Genomic DNA, 16,435 nt, shown 5'->3' with positions numbered 1-16,435 from the left:
CGCTTTATCAATAGCTGAACGTAACTCACTGCGAGTTGTTCAAGTGAAACCACGACGCAAAAAAATGTCTCAAACTAAGGCGCGTTTAAACCAGGGTATGAACGGTTTAATCATTATTTAATTAAATCAGCACATCACGATGCTTTATTTTCCCAGCGCAATAATGAGCAGGAGCATCAAAATAGAGATGTTGAAAAATGGCAGACTACGTTAATTAGTTAGTCAGTTAAATTAATAACTCATAAAAAGGTTCCATATAACACTGCTCACAGGCAATATCCTTTTAAAATTTTTATAGAGTACATAAATTAAACACAACTTCCCGATATTACGTTCATAGTTCTGAACAGGCGACATGTCATTTACGCTACCAAAAGAGACCCAGGCATCAACCCTCAGAACAAAAAACTAAATACCAGCTTATCGCCGATTTAAATACCAGACAGCACTTCCTTTCATCTATCTTGTTCCCCTGCATATCAAAAGCGTCGATAAGTATATGCATCAGCTTTTTAATCGAATAAAGCGGCTAATGTATTTGTCGCAGCAGTCTTATTCTGGCTGATCAGCCGGATTAAAACGTATTAACGAGTTATACACATTTTATGGCGGCGTCTGGAAGAACGCACAGAACGTCGGCTTCACCCAGGGTAAATATGAGGATGTTTTCATGAAAAAAACGTTATTATCGCTGTGCCTTTTAGGTCTCTCCTGCGCCCCAGTTGTTACGCAGGCACAACAGTCTGTGACCTGTGTCAGAGCCTCAGAGCAGGATGTGGCCAACCTGTTTGACGCCTGGAATGACTCTCTGGCAACCGGTGATGCAACAAAAGTCTCTGAATTATATGTCAGCGATGCCGTTTTGCTGCCGACCATTTCAAATCAGGTACGTCTGACCGATCAGGAACGTATCGATTATTTTAAAGATTTCCTGAAAAAAGGGCCGAGCGGTAAAATCGATTCCCGGACTATCAGAATCGGTTGTAATAAAGCGATTGATACCGGCGTTTATACATTTACTTTTAAAGATAACACGCACGTCACAGCACGTTACACTTTCACTTATGTCTGGGATGGTAAGGGCTGGAAAATCTCAACCCATCACTCTTCAGCTATGCCAGAGCCTGTAAGCAAGCCTTAAAACAGACGCACTGATGAAAAAAGAGCCAGCGTCATGGTGTGATGCTGGCTCTTTTTCCCTTTGCGCGAAAATAAACGCTCGGGCTTGAAGATAATAACGCCTGGCTCATACTTAAGAAATGGCAATTAATAATCTTCGCATTTAGCGTTTCTCTTTCCTGTATCACGGACAGTATAAGTACTATTAAATGGCCAGCGTCAGTTTCCCATCCGAATAAAATGAAACCTGTCGGTTTGGTGCTTCCATTGCAGGCTGATCATTTCCCAAACGCAAATATCTGCCCATAAAATAGCGATTTTATACGCCATTTCCATTGCCTATCTGCCAGATGAAGGTCGGATCGGTGCCGTTCACCTCCCAGTCACCCACGTTACGTAGCTTGTAGATCACCGGATTGTGCGACGACACCGTTCGTGCATTACGCCAGTGCCGGTCGAGTGCCTTGCTGACTCGGGTATCAGATGCACCCAGCGCATTGAAGAATTCTGTTGCCGCACGCGTCACCAGCTCAACGGCCACCGCCTGTGCCTGAGCGGACTCTACTTCGGCCAGCACATTTGCCGCATGAAGCTGTGCCTCATCTGCGCCACTCAGTTGCAGCTCAAATGCCCGCTGCAACGAATGGGTCGCCCGGTCGACGGCGGCTTCGGCTGCCCATGCCCAGCTACTTATCTGACCAATCACCTGCAACACCTGCACATCCTGCTTCACCTGCGGCGCATTACCGTGGCTGTAAATACGCTTACGCTGCGCCACGCCCTGAGCAGCATCGCGCACCACCGCTCGCCCGATGCCCGCCAGCGTGGCCAGTAAGACATGCTGATAGAATGCCGTCTGATAGCGGAAACGCTCACTGAAATCATAGACATGTGGCAGTTCAACCCGGGCCTGATGAAAGCGCGTAGTACCACTGCCGGTCAGTCGCTGCCCGAAGCCATCCCAGTCATCATCGCGCTCCACCTCATTCTGGTGGGTGTTCACCAGGGCAATCACGTCACGACCGTTATCCGCGCGCTGAGCATAGACATCAATCCAGTCTGCATAGAGCGTGCCGGTGCTATAGAACTTCTCACCGCTGATCCGCCATCCCCCCTCATCGGGAGAAACCTGAGTATTGACCTCACCCAGCTTCACCGCGCCGATCTCGCTCCAGCCGCTGCCTACCAGCTCACCGTCCACAAAGCGGCGGAACCAGCGACGCCGATCCTCACTGGCTGGCTGGTTCAGGCGATCCTCAATAAATGCGAAGTGCGCACGCAGCGCCTGTGGCAGGTTCGAATCTGCCTCAGCCAGTTCGGTCAGCAGAGCAAATAACTGCGGCAGCGAAACCCCAAAGCCGCCTTCTTCTTTAGGGATACGCAGGGTGCCGAAGCGCGCCGCTTTCAGCCAGCGAATCGGTTCATGCAACAGTGTGCGTTCGGTTTCACGGGCACATGCCCCCTCAGCGATGCGGGCGAACAGCGGCCTGAAATGCTGAACCAGTTCGGCAAATTCGGTACGATTTAATTCAGACATGATCCTCTCCTGAGTCGGGTTGTTCATCGATGTCCTGTCGTGTCGGTTCAAAACGAATGATTAACAGGAAAATAATCGGGATAAGGGCGGCCAGTGAGACAATCCAGAACATATTGGTGCCGTAACGCGCCTGCAAAATTGGCAGAATAAACAGCGCCAGCGCGCTGCCCACACCGGAGAGCGAACGACTAAAGCCGACACCGGTGGCGCGTATGTGGGTCGGGTAGGAGAGCGCCGGATAGATCATCAACTGCGCGCCGGGTCCGAATCCCTCTGCGAAGAGCCACAAACCCAGCATCAGCACCGCAAACACCACGCCAGCTGTCGCCTGGGGATGACCAATCAATGCCAGCGAAATCAGCGCGATAAACTGCAGCGCAAATCCGGCGATTGCGACATGCCGTGAGGGAAATTTCCACGCCAGTCGCATCCCCAACAGCCCGCCGGTAAAGGCGAACAACGCATTCAGTCCCAGCGAGGCAGAGATAGTTTCAAATACGCCGGCGCCGAGAAATTGCGCCAGGATAGAGGGCAGGAAGAAAGCGATGGCGGTGTATTCAAATGAAATACAGACGTTCATCACCGCACTGACGACCGTGCGCTCCAGATAAGGTTTCTGAAACAGTACGCGGAAACGCACTTTCGGCTTCGCTTTCACCGCATCGGTTTTAGCGGGCGGCTCCTCATGCGCAACAATGCCGTAAGAGTCACGCAGAATACGCACCGCACCGCTCAGGTCGCCCTGATTCGCCGCCCACAGCGGTGACTCATTCATAAACTTACTGCGCACCGCAATAATCAGTAGCGCCGGTACGGCGCCAAACAGCAGCGAGGCGCGCCACAGCCAGTCGATATGTTCGGCGGGCAGCAGGAAATAGAGTGCAAAAATAATAAAGAAGCAGGCAGACGAAGCGGCATACCACATCGGGCACCAGGCTGCGAGGCGCGATGCTTTATTGCCCTTGCCGGAGAACTTAGAGAATTCTGCCAGATAGGCCATGGCAACCGGCAGATCGATCCCGACGCCGATGCCCATCAGAAAACGGGCACCAATCAACACCCAGACGTTGGGGGCCAGACCTGCCGCAATGGCGGAGACGACAAAAAACAACATGTCCGCCATAAACACTGAGTAACGGCCATATTTATCGGTCAGCCAGCCGCCGACCAGATTACCCACAATGGTGCCGATCATGATTGACGACGTCACCAGGCCCGTGAGTACCGGGGTTAAACCAAACTCCTTCACCACATCATCGATGCCGTAGGAGAGGGTAGTGAGATCGTAGGCATCAAGAAACACGCCGCCCAGCGCCAGGAAAACAATCCAGCGCGCATAGCTGTTTTTCTCGGTGTTACTGTTGATCAGCCGGGCCACATCACTCACCGATCGAACCGGTTGAGAGTGAGGCGGTGGCGCAGTTAAGGTGTTGTCAATGTCTAATGTACTCATCGTATCCTCGTTATTATATTCAGCAGGTAACGAGGGTTTTATATGAATTACTGGCATAGTTAACAACCAACAAAATCAGATAACTATTATAATTAATTCAATAAGATAGATTTATATTTCGCCCACACCAGACCCCGCATGAAATATAAAATTCATCCGGTAGCATTCAGCGAAATGTTGTTTTTATACTGCTGAAACGGGTGAGGTTTCAGCAGCACATGGCAGACCGGTTCAGCAACGGTTAACAGCAATGACCGGTCCGGTAATGCCTGTCCATCTACCGGCGACAAGACGTACTCTTGTTTCTTTGCACTTTGCTATGCGCCGGTTATTCATGCCGGGCAGCCAGCCGTCTCTGTTATGAAACTTCCACCCTTGCTGCTCGCTGTTCCACATCCGCACCCCGGCGATAACCGGCACCCGGATGCGGCAACGCCAGCCGCGGCCCCTGGCCAAATAACTTTTCACGCAGCGTACCGGGCTGATACTGCTGCTTGTAGACGCCACGCTTTTGCAGTTCCGGCACCAGCAGTTCCACCACGTCAGTAAAGGTTTCGTGCGTTACGGCGTAGGCGAGGTTAAAACCATCGACGTCTGTCTCTTCGACCCAGCTTTGCAGCTCATCGGCCACCGTTTCAGCGCTGCCCACCAGCAGCGGACCAAATCCGCCAATGCCCACCCAGTCTGCCAGGCCCTGTACCGTCCATTGGCGGTTGGGATCGGCAGTGGAGAATGTCTCAACCGCCGATTGAATCGCATTGGTGTGCAGATGTTTCAGTACCTGATCCGGCTGATACTGCCCGAAATCAATGCCGGTCCAGCCTGAGATCAGCGCCAGCGCGCCTTCGTAACTGACATAGCGTTTGTACTCCTGCCATTTGGCCTGCGCCGCCAGGTCGGTTTCACCCACAATGACTGTCTGCAGGTTGAAGATCAGTATGGAGCGGGGATCGCGTCCCGCTTCAGCGGCTCTCCGGCGAATATCCGTCACGGTTTTCTTCAGCAGAACTTTCGAAGGTGCCGCCACGAACACGCATTCGGCATGCTCCGCCGCAAACGCTTTACCGCGGCTGGAGGCGCCCGCCTGATATAGTACCGGCGTGCGCTGCGGCGAAGGTTCACACAGATGGATGCCGGGCACCTGGAAGAATTTACCCTGATGATTTATCGGATGGATTTTATTCGGGTCGCTGAAAATATGACGTTCACGATCGCGCAGGACCGCGCCATCTTCCCAGCTTCCCTCCAGCAGCTTATAGATAACCTGCAGATATTCATCGGCATAGTCGTAGCGCGCATCATGGTCGGTCTGAGCCTGATGTCCGATATTACGCGCACCGCTTTCCAGATAGGAGGTTACAATATTCCAGCCAATGCGGCCTTTGGTCAGATGATCCAGCGTCGAGATCCGCCGCGCAAACGGGTAGGGGTGTTCAAACGACAGTGAGGCGGTCAGGCCAAAGCCCAGATGTTCCGTCACCAGCGCCATCGGCGTGATTAACGCCAGCGGATCGTTTACCGGCACCTGCGTGGCGTGCCGAATCGCGGCCTGGTTATTGCCATTGAGCACGTCGTAGACCCCAAGCACATCAGCAATAAACAGTCCATCAAACCTGCCGCGCTCCAGCAGGCGTGCTAAGTCGGTCCAGTACTCCAGATCTTTGTACTGCCAGGAACGATCCCGGGGATGCGCCCATAAGCCGGGCGATTGATGACCGACACAGTTCATATCGAAAGCATTCAGGCGAATTTCACGTTGCGATGACATAGCGACTCCTGGGCGGATGCGGCAATCGCTTGCCGCCCACCTTTTAGTGATTGTTCCGGAAGGGTGATTCAGTAGATGAGTGAGCCGGGACATCGCTCGCTGAGGGGCAGCGGCGTAGTGGAGAGTAGCTGCCGTGCTACGGACTCAGCATGTTCTGCAACCTGCGGTAATCCCATGAGTTCGCCAAAGCGACCACGCGCGGCAGGCCCGGCTACATAGAGATGAGGATTGGCATCACCCTGCGCATTCAGCGTCTGTGACAGCGCGTTAACCTGGATGCCCAGCGCCAGCGGGTCGGGCTGAATCACGCCGTCGCCGTGGAGCTGGCGCAGCAGCGCGTTACTTTTAAGCAGTGCGTTGTGCGCTGGCCCGGTGGTGACAATCACTTTTTCCACCACCCGGATTTCTGATTGCGCTCCACGCCGGCGCAGCGTCAGCTGAAGATTGTTTCCCACCGCTTCCGCGCCCATCAGACGCGCCGCCAGCAGTGACAACTGACCGCTCGCCTGCTGCTGGTTGAGTATCTGGCTTACCTGCGGGGCAATCCGGTAGCGGTGAACATCCCACCAGGGGCGTAGATGGTGCAGAAAACGCTGCTGCTCATGCAGTGAAAGGCTCTGCCAGATACGCTGGCCGTTACGGCGGATATCATCCAGCACCAGCTGCCAGGGGAGATTTAACGCGGCTGCCTGTTTTACCTCCTGACGCACCCGATGTAACCAGCCACGTGCGCTGGCGGGCTGTGGCTGACTGTAATCCAGGGTGTAGCTCTCATCGCTGCCGCTCAGGTTGGCTCGCGGCAGCTGTCCACGGCGTGAGAAGGCGGTAATCTCTCCGCGATGCTGCTGGCGATGCAGCGATGCCACCACATCGGACATGGTCAGGCCTGAACCTATAATCGCTACCCGATCGTCAGGTGCGACCTGTGCCAGCGCGCCATTCTGCCAGGGATTGGCAATCAACCCCGGATGCCCCTGTAAGGGCTTCAGCAGCGCAGGCAGGTCCGGCGGTGGATGGCTGATGGCCAGCACCACCTGATCGGCCCGGATCTTCTGCCCTGAGGCTGTTGTGACTACGCCATCCTGCAGCGCAACCGCGCTGTCACGCAGATGACTAAGTTTTACCGGCGAATGCTGCTGCTGATGCACAAACTGCGTATTGACCCAGCGACCAAACTCACCGCGTTGCGGGTAGACATTGCCGTCACGCCACAACGCGTCCGGGTCGGCCTGAAAGGCGGGCGATGCGCGATAGTCGCGGTCAAATATGCCCTCCTCATCCCCTGCAAGCTGCATTCTGGCGGCTGGCACATTGATGCGGTGGGCCGGATCGGTGGTGCCGTATGCCACACCCTGAGCAAGCTGCGCTCGTGGTTCAATCACCGTCACGTGCCACCCTGCCTGGCCAGCCCGGGCCAGATGGATCGCCAGCGCGGTGCCGGTAAAACCACCGCCGATAATGACTATCTGCTGCTGTGACATAAGCGAACCTTCTCTTCTGTTAACTGGCGCTGGCCTGTTTATCAGGACGACGGTCGCCGCCAATGGTTTCACCAAAAGGACCGGTGTTCACGCTGCGCTGTTTCTTTTCGGCGTTGGCAGCCAGCGGTAACAGCGGCATCACCAGTTCAGCGAAGCGGTGCGCCTCTTCAAGGTGCGGATAGCCGGAGAAAATAAAGTTCTCGATCCCCAGCGCCTGATACTCCCGGATGCGATCGGCTACCTGCTGCGGACTCCCCACCAGCGCAGTACCCGCACCGCCGCGCACCAGGCCGACGCCTGCCCAGAGATTGGGGCCAATGCGCAGGCTGTCTCGCGAGCCCTGATGCAGCGCGCTCATCCGCGCCTGTCCGGCTGAGTCCATGCGGGCAAAGATCTTCTGCGCGGCGGCAATAGTCTCTTCATCCAGATGAGAAATCAGCCGATCGGCCGCCGCCCAGGCTTCCTCTTCGGTTTCACGGACAATGACATGCAGCCGGATGCCGTAGGAGAGGCTACGGCCACTCTCCTGTGCCCGCTGACGAACCACCGCCAGTTTTTCCGCCACCTGTTCAACCGGCTCGCCCCACGTCAGATAAGTGTCGATCTGATTCGCCGCAACGTCGATAGCGGCATCAGACGAGCCACCAAAATAGAGCGGTGGGCCATTTTCCTGCACCGGCGGAAAGAGGATCTCAGCGCCTTCCACGCGGATGTGATCACCCGAAAAATCGACCTTCTCGCCTTTCAGCAGGCGCGAGTAGACCTCAAGAAACTCTCTGGTCACCTGATAGCGCTCTTCATGACTCAGAAAGATGCCGTCACCTTTGTTCTCCACCGGATCGCCACCCGTGACCACGTTAATCAATAAACGTCCGCCAGAAAGCCGATCCAGCGTAGCCGCCATACGCGCCGCCAGGCTTGGCGGTTGCAGGCCAGGACGCACGGCCACTAAATAGCGCAGCTTTTTGGTGATCGGTGCCAGCGCAGAGGCGACCAGCCAGGAATCCTCGCAGCTCTTACCGGTCGGGATTAATACACCGTAGTAGCCCAGATTATCTGCCGCCAGCGCAACCTGCTGTAAATAGGGTAAATCGACTGCTCTGCCACCTTCGGTGGTGCCAAGATAGCGCCCATCGCCATGGGTGGGCAGAAACCAGAAGAGGTTGAGGTTTTCCTGTGTCGCATGACTCATTAGCAGATTCCTTTATAACGATATTTGAATTTAATACATAGGCATAAATCCTTTAGTTATATAGCTGTTTGCATGATGCATGCCAGTCTGTTTATTAAAATTTATCTCATCAATTCAATAACATATTTCTATTTTCTCTTGCTGCATATTGCTGCGTTTGCGACAGGTAAAGTTACAGCCTGCTGCATTGGCAACAATCCGGTCCGATTAGCCTCTCGTTTCCGCGTTACCCACGCGGTATGGTCATGGCTTTCCTGTTAACCCGGTAAATGAGATGCAGATTGCCAGCCCTGAGTTGATTGACCCCGCATCGCGCGCCTTTAAAAGCGTGCTGGATCAGCTTGCGCCTACCGACGCGACGGTGCTGATCATTGGTGAGACCGGCACCGGCAAAGAGGTGATGGCGCGCTATCTGCATCATCACAGCGCCCGCAGCAGACAGCCCTTTCTGGCGGTCAACTGTGGTGCCCTTACCGAGAGTCTGGCGGAGTCGGAGCTCTTTGGTCATGAGAAAGGGGCATTTACCGGCGCACAGGATCGGCATCGCGGCTGGTTTGAGGCGGCAGAGGGCGGGACGCTACTGCTGGATGAAGTCGGTGAACTGAGTGCGTCGCTGCAGGTAAAGCTGCTGCGCGTGCTGCAGGAGCGTGAGATTACCCGTGTGGGTTCCTCCAGGGCTGTAAAGGTCAATGTGCGGGTCATTGCGGCCACCAACCGCGACCTGGCGGTGGCGATTCGTGAACGGCGCTTCCGGGAAGACCTCTACTACCGACTGAATGTGGCCAGCGTCACGCTGCCGCCGCTGCGCCAGCGATGCGAAGATATCCCGGTCTTGGCTACTCACTTCCTGCAGCTCTATGCGCGCCGTCTGGGCCGACCTCAGTTACGTCTCAGTGAAGATGCTGTCGCCACGCTGATGGACTACAGCTGGCCGGGCAACATCCGCGAGCTGGAGAACACCCTGCATAATGCCGTCCTGCTCAGCAAAACCTCGCTGGTCACACCGCAGCAGCTCCGGCTGAATAATCTGACGGGGAGCGAGCTGCCACCGGGAGAGGAGGCGCTGGATCAGTTTTTACGGCAGCAGATGCAGCAGAGCGAAACACCGCTCTATCCCCGGGTGATTGAGGCGCTGATAAAGAATGCGCTGGAACTCACTCAGGGCAATCAACTGCAGGCCGCCGCGCTGCTTGGCATCAGTCGTCATACGCTGCGCACCCAACTGGGCCATCTGGGGGTGATTAAACCGCGCCGCACTTCACTGAGTCAGCGCGACACTTCTCTGAATCAGCAGCCCGAACGGGAGCGGGAACTGCGCATCGGTTATCAGAAATTTGGCAACCTCGGCATCCTGAAAGCGCGCCAGTCACTTGAACAGCAGCTGGCCGATCGGGGCGTCAGCGTGCTGTGGAGTGAGTTTCCTGCGGGTCCGCAGCTTCTGCATGCGCTGAGCCAACAGGAGATCGATTTCGGCACGACCGGTGAAGTTCCTCCCTTGTTTGCGCAGGCCAGCAACAGCCCGATGGTTTATGTGGCCTGGGAACCCGCCGCGCCGCAGAGCGTGGCACTGCTGGTACCGAACAGCAGCCCGGTTCAGCAGATTGGCGATCTCAGAGGAAAACGCATCGCCGTAAATCGTGGTTCCAACGTTCACTATCTGCTGCTGCAGATCCTGGATGAAGCGGGTTTAGGGCTGGACGATGTGCGCATCGTCTATGCACCACCAAAATATCCGCTGACGCCCAGCGATCTCAACGCAGTGGATGCCTGGATGATGTGGGATCCGCTGCTCAGCGATGCAGAGAACAGCGGACAGTTCAGGGTGATCGCTGATGGCACCGGCCGGGTCAATAATCATCAGTTTTACCTTGCCGAACGCGGCTTCGCCGCGCAGTCGGGCGATCTACTGCAGGTTCTGCTCACCGAGCTGGAGCAGACTGGCCGCTACATCGATGCACACCGTGCTGAAGCCGCTGCGTTGCTCTCCACCGAACTCGGGATATCAGCGCCTTCACTGATGCATGCCTTAGCGCGGCGCAGCCACCAGACCCAGCGCATGAACTTAGCCATCATCCGGGAACAGCAGACCATCGCTGACCGCTTCTATGCTCTTGGGTTATTAAGTCGCGCTATTCGGGTCCGTGAGTCGGTCTGGCATCCATAGCGTTTTTTTCGCTAAGCATCGAACATTTGATCGCTAAGTGCTTCAACCCGCGTTTGTTATGTTGCGCTGACAACAACCAGACTCAGGAATGAGAGATGAAAAGAGTTTTACTCAGCGCATTGATTATTGCCGCCCAGGCGGGATTAGCGTTCAACACCCAGGCAGCAGCAGAGAAGCCCGAAACAGTTAATATTGGTTTTCAGAAAGCCAATATCTTCGCCCTGCTGAAGTATCGCGGCACGCTGGATCAGGAATTTAAAAAACAGGGGATTGCGGTTCACTGGATTGAGTTCCCGGCCGGGCCGCAGATGCTGGAAGGCCTGAACATCGGCAGTATCGATCTGGCCGCAACCGGCGACGCGCCACCGACTTTTGCTCAGGCCGCACAGGCCGATCTGGTTTATCTGGCACATTCTCCCGCCAACCCCAAAACTGAGGCGATTGTGGTGCCCGCCGACTCCCCCATTAAAAGCGTGGCGGATCTCAAAGGCAAACGCGTGGCGCTGAATAAAGGCTCTGACGTTAACTATCTGCTGGTCACTGCGCTGGAACAGGCGGGGCTGAGCTATAAAGACATTACACCGGTCTATCTGCCACCCGCGGATGCGCGTGCCGCTTTCCAGCGCGGTGCAGTGGATGCCTGGGTAATCTGGGATCCTTACTACGCAGAAGTTGAAACCAACGCCCACGCGCGGCTGATTAAAAATGCCGAAGGCCTGGTGCCACACTACACCTTCTATCTTGCCAGCCGTAAGTTTGCGGAAACCTGGCCGCAAATCGCCAGCCAGGTGGTGGATGAGCTTGGGTCGCTAAGTACCTGGGCCAATCAACATCAGGAAGAGGCGGCAAAAATCATGTCCACCTCAACCGGTCTGCCGCAGCCGATCTGGCAACGGGCGCTGGCAAGGATGCCGTTCGGGGCTGAGCGGATGACACCTGAAATCTTCACGCAGCAGCAGGCTCTGGCCGATAAGTTTACCCAGATTGGTCTGTTACCAGTGAAGGTCGATATCCGCAGTGCAACCTGGTCGCTGGATAAGAAATAGGGGGAGGCGGGCGGCGGCTGATTAGCGGAACCTTCGCCTGACGGCTGATAACGTCATCGCCTGGAGTTAATCAAGTGCAGGCGGATTAGCGTGACGTGTTATCCGCGCATCAGCCTGGGCAGATAAGGTCCTGTCACCGACGTTCAGCTCATCCTCGCTGAAAACGGTTTAAAGTCCTGATGGTGCTGTAAGAAAGATGCCCTTTACGTTAGTAAAGGGCATCGATTAACCTGTATTAAGAACATATTTCCTGAGGCTCCGAAAAAAATCATCTATTTCAGTCTGTATTTCAGACAGATAGCTTCGTTATTTCGCTATTTTTTCTTGTATACATCAGCGGTACCTTTAATTTTGTTATTCGTATTGGCTGAGGTCAGCACGAACACATCGCCGCCTTTTTTATCGGCCATTTCTGATAGCTCCGCTTTTGCATCTGAAGGGCTGGTCTCACCTGATGTTGAGATATCGCCTATCTTTTCATACTGATCCTTCACTTTCATAAAATCATTCTTTGACATCATTTCGGCAGCAAATGAGCCAAACGATAAAGAGCAAATAACCACACCAAAAATTAATTTTTTCATATGCGTATCCTCGGAATGTTATAAAAGACGATTAGAATTCGTAACTACATTTAAAACATAGCATATTCAATGCAAACAGCTATTTAAAAAGCTTATTTACGATCATGTTTTGTGATAACCGATCAGTAATTTAATTAACCACCCGTCGTGTTTTCAGGGTAATTTAAAATCAGGATTTATTACAAAGCCAGGCCGCTCATAGCTGTTCTGATTAACATCTTCTGAAAGGGGGCCAACGGTTAATCGATGGAAAGTTAAGGATATATTTATCATCATCAGTGATCCAGGTAGAGGTAATGCACCCAGCTGGTCATTCTCAGCAAAATTTTACGCATGACCGAAACATGCGTGAAGTGGTCAGAATAGACCGCAACCTGCGCAAATATGCCGTCTGGCAATGCATCAACGTCCTGATTTGGGTTTAATTCAATTATGGCTAATACGCCATCAGAACCTGAAGCAAGGCTCAGTGACTGCACCGTTCCCTGTGCCTGATAAGCTCCGCCTGGAACCACTGGCAAAACTCTGAGCAGTTTTCCTGAGAATACCTGTCCCGGAAGGGCGTTAAAAACGACCTCTGTTTCATCTCCCGCCGTCAGGCGAAGCAGGGAATTTTGTCTGAACTGAGCAATGATCTGACGTTTTTGTACAGGAATGAATATCATGACCGGGCGCAGCGGCAGGGCGGCTGCGTAGCTTCCGGGACGGATTAAGACCTGAGTGACATAACCATCACTGGGTGCGCGAACAACCGTCTGATCCAGGTTATACCGGGCTTCTGCTAATTGCGCGCGCAGACTGGCTATCTGGGATTGTTCTCCTCCCGATACACTGTTCAACTGGCTTCTGAGCTGCTCCTGTTCCGCCAGAGAACCTTTTACCAGGGCATCCTGCGCCAGAAATACCTGTCTGGCATTATCAATATCACGTTCGGAGAATGGATTGACTTTTGCCTTACTGCCTTTGAGATAGCGTTGATAGTCCAGAAATAATCTATCCCGCTCAGCAGATACATGGGTTGTGTAGGCAACGGCTTCGCTTAATTGTCCTTTCATCGCTTCAATATTGTTAATAGCGGTGCTCAGGTCGGCTTGTAATCTTTCGACGCGGACCTTATAACGTGTCTGATCCAGGGTGAAGAGCATTTCTCCCTTTTTAATAAGCACTTCTTTTTTATCAGTAACTTCATTTACGACGCCGGTCACTTGTGGGGTAACAGGAATCGCGACAACCGCTTTTTGTGCCAGTGACGTATAGGGATGGTTATAATTCATTAGCAGAATTAGCGCGCTGACCAGAAAAACGCCACCAAGGGCCGCTGTTGGCACTGTCCATTTATTGACGGGTATGCGAAATATTTTAAAAACAGCCCAGGCTATCGCAACGTAGCTTAAAATAATGAGCAGATCCATATCATCGCTCCGGTCGCAGCGGTTTCGAATCAGCCTGTAAACGCTCCAGTTCTGCTACGCGCTGCTGCAGTTCCAGTAATGAAGTGTATTGACTCTGCATCCCCCAGCCGCGCTCAGGACGATAAAGAGTGGCCCAGATCCACAGGAAAGGCCATATGACATGCAGTGTAAACAAACTTACCCAACCTGCGACGTGAATGGCATCGGCATGAGGATGATTACGGGACTTTGCGATTAAATAAGGAATATCATGAAGAACGATAATTCCATAAAAAATAATTATGAAAACGAAGATCAGCATACCCAAAGCAAAATAGTTAAGGAACATAGGTGCCTCTGCTAAATTGGAATGCGAAGTAAAAATAGATCGGCTGCAAGAATATTTCAATTCGTAAAAGAGTTAACCTGACACACCTCGTTGACAGACGCAATACCATAAAGTCATGCAGCGCTCAGGGATTTGAGGCACTTCAGCAATGACGTAGTTGGGCAATACTGTTCATTGGTGATGATTTTAGTGGATTTATTACACTTTAAACGCAGGATTATTCCACTTTATTTTGAGTCGCTAACCTCCATGATGTTGGTAACTGATTGATTTGATTTTATTAAAATAACATGAAACGTTGATCACAGATTTGTATTTCTAAAGCTTTATTTAAAAAAATATCTTTATACTTATTAACTATCCTGTCCCGACGTTGTTGCGAATTATCCGATCCATTATTTACTGGAAAATAATGGATCTCCGTTTGATAGCAGATTTTATGATCCTGACTTATCGAAATTTAACGCTTAATGATGAGATTAACTATCATGGCTTCAGGAAAGACGAGCGAATACATAGCCCCGGGATCGAATCCTGCTTCAACAGAACGCCCTGAAAAGTTCAGGTTACTCTGTTCTTACACGAGTCCATACTTTGTCGGATAAGCCGGATAGTGCTCAAGTAAACCCCAACAAAAGATGGTCTTCTGTCTGGATCATTCCCTTTGTCACGCTGCTCATCGGTGCCTTTTTATTGTATTACCATAAAAGCCAGCAGGGACCTCTGGTGATTCTGATGACCGAAAACGCACAGGGGATTAAGGCAGGTAAAACCGTAATAAAAAACCGCAACATTGATGTGGGTGTCGTTGAAAGTATCGAGCTTACTGACGATCTTAAGCACGTCGAGATCAAGGTTCGCATGCACACTGGTATGCAAAAACTATTGCACGGCAATAGCGCTTTTTGGGTGGTCAGGCCTGAAATTGGATTCGAAGGGATAACGGGCTTAAGTACCTTGTTCTCAGGCGCCTATATAGCTTTACAGCCAGGTTCTCCGGGGCCAGCGCCGGAACACTATCGGCTGTCAGATGCGCCTCCCCAGGCCTCACCGAATGCAAAGGGGATCAGAATCACGCTTAATAGTCGTGAAGCGGGGCAACTCATGCCGGGCTACCCGGTACTGTTTCGCGGCCTGCGTGTCGGGTCAGTCGAGAACAGCCGGTTTGATATGGAAAAAAGGATGATGCGTTATCAGGTTTTTATCGCTTCGCCCTTTGATCAGCTTGTCACCTCAAACGTTCGTTTCTGGAAGAATAGTGGGATTGCTGTGGATTTATCCTCATCCGGGATGCGCGTGGAGATGGGCTCCATCACCACATTATTAAGTGGCGGGGTCAGTTTTGACCTGCCTGAAGGCGTGGCCCTGGGCCAGCCGGTTAAGGGCGTAGCAACTTATACTCTTTATGACGATCTGCGAAGCATCGCGAATTCTCGTTATACCGAACACCTCGACTTCGTGATGTTCTTTTCCGATTCTGTTCGCGGACTTCAGGCAGGCGCGCCTGTCGAGTTTCGTGGAATACGCCTGGGGACGGTTGCTCAGGTTCCTTTTAACTCGCCAGAGATAACCCAGAATTTTCGCAGCCATTATGAGGTTCCCGTACTGATTCACATTGAACCCCAGAGATTCATGAGCGGTATGAGGGAAGACTTTGACCTGGAGAAAAAGCTACAGCTGGGTAAAAAACAGGGGTTAAGAGGCTCCCTGAAAACAGGCAGTCTGCTTTCCGGTTCGCTGTTTATCGACTTAGACTATTATGCAAATGTTGCACCCGACAAAGGACCGGATATCGTCGCGGGTTACAAAGTCATCCCCACAACGCCTGGTGGTTTAAACCAGATACAGCAAAAGATTGTGGCTATAGTGGATAAGATGAACAGCCTTCCGCTTCGGCCACTGATTTCAGTTGCGACCGGTACGCTAAAACAAAGTCAGCGCACCATGACAGAAATACAAAAATCGCTCAGGCATATTGATGGATTTATCAGCAGCCCTGCAATGAAAACACTGTCTGAGGATATGCAGCAAAGCCTGCAACAGCTCAGCCGCAGCATAAAAGGTATTCAGCCTGGATCGCCCGTATATCAAAAATTGACGGGGGATATGCAGCGCCTGGACCTTGTGCTCAGAGAATTGCAGCCGCTTCTCAAGACCTTAGATAATAAAAGCAACGCGCTGATTATTCAGGATGCTGCAACTGACGATCCTGTTCCTGTCGGCGCGAAAAAGAGAAATGAAAAATAACCCCATCTTCCGGCATTTCAAATAGCTCATTCAGCCTTTGCAGTTCATCAAAAATAGCCATTTGTATCTACCGAAAGAGACTGGTTACCAGGTCTTCAGGCTGC

At 52.6% G+C, this 16,435-nt stretch carries 13 protein-coding genes; 4 read left to right on the top strand and 9 right to left on the bottom strand.

Annotation, left to right across the window (positions count from 1 at the left end; genetic code table 11):
• The first annotated feature begins 670 nt into the window (after positions 1-670).
• Positions 671-1,141 (top strand): SgcJ/EcaC family oxidoreductase, encoded by a 471-nt coding sequence (locus ACVKSX_RS20350; RefSeq protein WP_033770116.1) that lies wholly within the window; start codon positions 671-673, stop codon positions 1,139-1,141.
• A 297-nt stretch (positions 1,142-1,438) separates the two neighbouring features.
• Here the strand turns inward: ACVKSX_RS20350 and ACVKSX_RS20345 are convergent, their stop codons facing one another.
• From ACVKSX_RS20345 to ssuD, 6 genes are all read right to left on the bottom strand, one after another.
• The gene (locus ACVKSX_RS20345) at positions 1,439-2,656 is read right to left on the bottom strand and encodes an acyl-CoA dehydrogenase family protein (RefSeq protein ID WP_354439363.1); all 1,218 of its coding nucleotides are present in this window, start codon (positions 2,654-2,656) and stop codon (positions 1,439-1,441) included.
• Positions 2,649-4,109, bottom strand: coding sequence for an MFS transporter (locus ACVKSX_RS20340; RefSeq protein ID WP_354439364.1), 1,461 nt, complete (start codon positions 4,107-4,109; stop codon positions 2,649-2,651). Before ACVKSX_RS20340 ends, ACVKSX_RS20345 begins: the two co-directional genes overlap by 8 nt.
• Before the next feature lie 152 nt (positions 4,110-4,261).
• Positions 4,262-4,399, bottom strand: coding sequence for a hypothetical protein (locus tag ACVKSX_RS20335; RefSeq protein WP_163641609.1), 138 nt, complete (start codon positions 4,397-4,399; stop codon positions 4,262-4,264).
• Positions 4,400-4,467: 68 nt separating this feature from the next.
• Positions 4,468-5,877, bottom strand: a complete 1,410-nt coding sequence (locus ACVKSX_RS20330; RefSeq protein ID WP_022624274.1) for an LLM class flavin-dependent oxidoreductase — start codon at positions 5,875-5,877, stop codon at positions 4,468-4,470.
• A gap of 68 nt (positions 5,878-5,945) precedes the next feature.
• Positions 5,946-7,358: an FAD/NAD(P)-binding protein gene (locus ACVKSX_RS20325; protein ID WP_182500968.1), complete on the bottom strand. Its 1,413-nt coding sequence runs from the start codon at positions 7,356-7,358 to the stop codon at positions 5,946-5,948.
• 19 nt (positions 7,359-7,377) lie between these two features.
• Entirely contained in the window at positions 7,378-8,550 is a 1,173-nt protein-coding gene (gene ssuD, locus ACVKSX_RS20320; protein WP_129063432.1) for an FMNH2-dependent alkanesulfonate monooxygenase, read from the bottom strand.
• A 274-nt stretch (positions 8,551-8,824) separates the two neighbouring features.
• Between ssuD and ACVKSX_RS20315 the strand changes: the two genes are divergently transcribed.
• Together ACVKSX_RS20315 and ACVKSX_RS20310 are read left to right on the top strand one after the other, a co-directional pair.
• Positions 8,825-10,714 carry a sigma-54-dependent Fis family transcriptional regulator gene (locus ACVKSX_RS20315; protein ID WP_307382235.1) on the top strand — a complete coding sequence of 630 codons (1,890 nt, stop codon included), beginning with the start codon at positions 8,825-8,827 and terminating at the stop codon, positions 10,712-10,714.
• A 95-nt stretch (positions 10,715-10,809) separates the two neighbouring features.
• Positions 10,810-11,760: a sulfonate ABC transporter substrate-binding protein gene (locus tag ACVKSX_RS20310; RefSeq protein ID WP_064689841.1), complete on the top strand. Its 951-nt coding sequence runs from the start codon at positions 10,810-10,812 to the stop codon at positions 11,758-11,760.
• Positions 11,761-12,074: 314 nt separating this feature from the next.
• Here the strand turns inward: ACVKSX_RS20310 and yahO are convergent, their stop codons facing one another.
• The 3 genes from yahO to ACVKSX_RS20295 form a co-directional block, all read right to left on the bottom strand.
• Positions 12,075-12,344: a DUF1471 family periplasmic protein YahO gene (gene yahO, locus ACVKSX_RS20305; RefSeq protein ID WP_010257103.1), complete on the bottom strand. Its 270-nt coding sequence runs from the start codon at positions 12,342-12,344 to the stop codon at positions 12,075-12,077.
• Positions 12,345-12,619: 275 nt separating this feature from the next.
• A complete protein-coding gene (locus ACVKSX_RS20300; RefSeq protein ID WP_307382239.1) occupies positions 12,620-13,756 on the bottom strand; it encodes an HlyD family secretion protein in 1,137 nt (378 codons plus the stop codon).
• Between the two features lies 1 nt (position 13,757).
• Complete coding sequence (locus tag ACVKSX_RS20295; protein ID WP_010257107.1) at positions 13,758-14,084, bottom strand: DUF3302 domain-containing protein; 327 nt, start codon at positions 14,082-14,084, stop codon at positions 13,758-13,760.
• 594 nt (positions 14,085-14,678) lie between these two features.
• Here ACVKSX_RS20295 and pqiB point away from each other — a divergent pair.
• Entirely contained in the window at positions 14,679-16,331 is a 1,653-nt protein-coding gene (gene pqiB / locus ACVKSX_RS20290) for an intermembrane transport protein PqiB (RefSeq protein WP_354439369.1), read from the top strand.
• Positions 16,332-16,435: the final 104 nt, after the last annotated feature.

The sequence above is a fragment of the Pantoea sp. PvP021 genome (assembly GCF_054056055.1).
Note: the sequence above shows the minus strand (reverse complement) of the source record. Positions and strands in the feature narration are given on the sequence as shown.

Bases quoted from the DNA above. Each gene is read 5' to 3' on its own strand.
- ACVKSX_RS20325 (WP_182500968.1), bottom strand. From the start codon at position 7,358: ATGTCACAGCAGCAGATAGTCATTATCGGCGGTGGTTTTACCGGCACC.
- yahO (WP_010257103.1), bottom strand. From the start codon at position 12,344: ATGAAAAAATTAATTTTTGGTGTGGTTATTTGCTCTTTATCGTTTGGC.
- ACVKSX_RS20295 (WP_010257107.1), bottom strand. From the start codon at position 14,084: ATGTTCCTTAACTATTTTGCTTTGGGTATGCTGATCTTCGTTTTCATA.
- ACVKSX_RS20350 (WP_033770116.1), top strand. From the start codon at position 671: ATGAAAAAAACGTTATTATCGCTGTGCCTTTTAGGTCTCTCCTGCGCC.
- ACVKSX_RS20340 (WP_354439364.1), bottom strand. From the start codon at position 4,109: ATGAGTACATTAGACATTGACAACACCTTAACTGCGCCACCGCCTCAC.
- ACVKSX_RS20330 (WP_022624274.1), bottom strand. From the start codon at position 5,877: ATGTCATCGCAACGTGAAATTCGCCTGAATGCTTTCGATATGAACTGT.
- ssuD (WP_129063432.1), bottom strand. From the start codon at position 8,550: ATGAGTCATGCGACACAGGAAAACCTCAACCTCTTCTGGTTTCTGCCC.
- ACVKSX_RS20345 (WP_354439363.1), bottom strand. From the start codon at position 2,656: ATGTCTGAATTAAATCGTACCGAATTTGCCGAACTGGTTCAGCATTTC.
- ACVKSX_RS20300 (WP_307382239.1), bottom strand. From the start codon at position 13,756: ATGGATCTGCTCATTATTTTAAGCTACGTTGCGATAGCCTGGGCTGTT.
- ACVKSX_RS20310 (WP_064689841.1), top strand. From the start codon at position 10,810: ATGAAAAGAGTTTTACTCAGCGCATTGATTATTGCCGCCCAGGCGGGA.
- ACVKSX_RS20315 (WP_307382235.1), top strand. From the start codon at position 8,825: ATGCAGATTGCCAGCCCTGAGTTGATTGACCCCGCATCGCGCGCCTTT.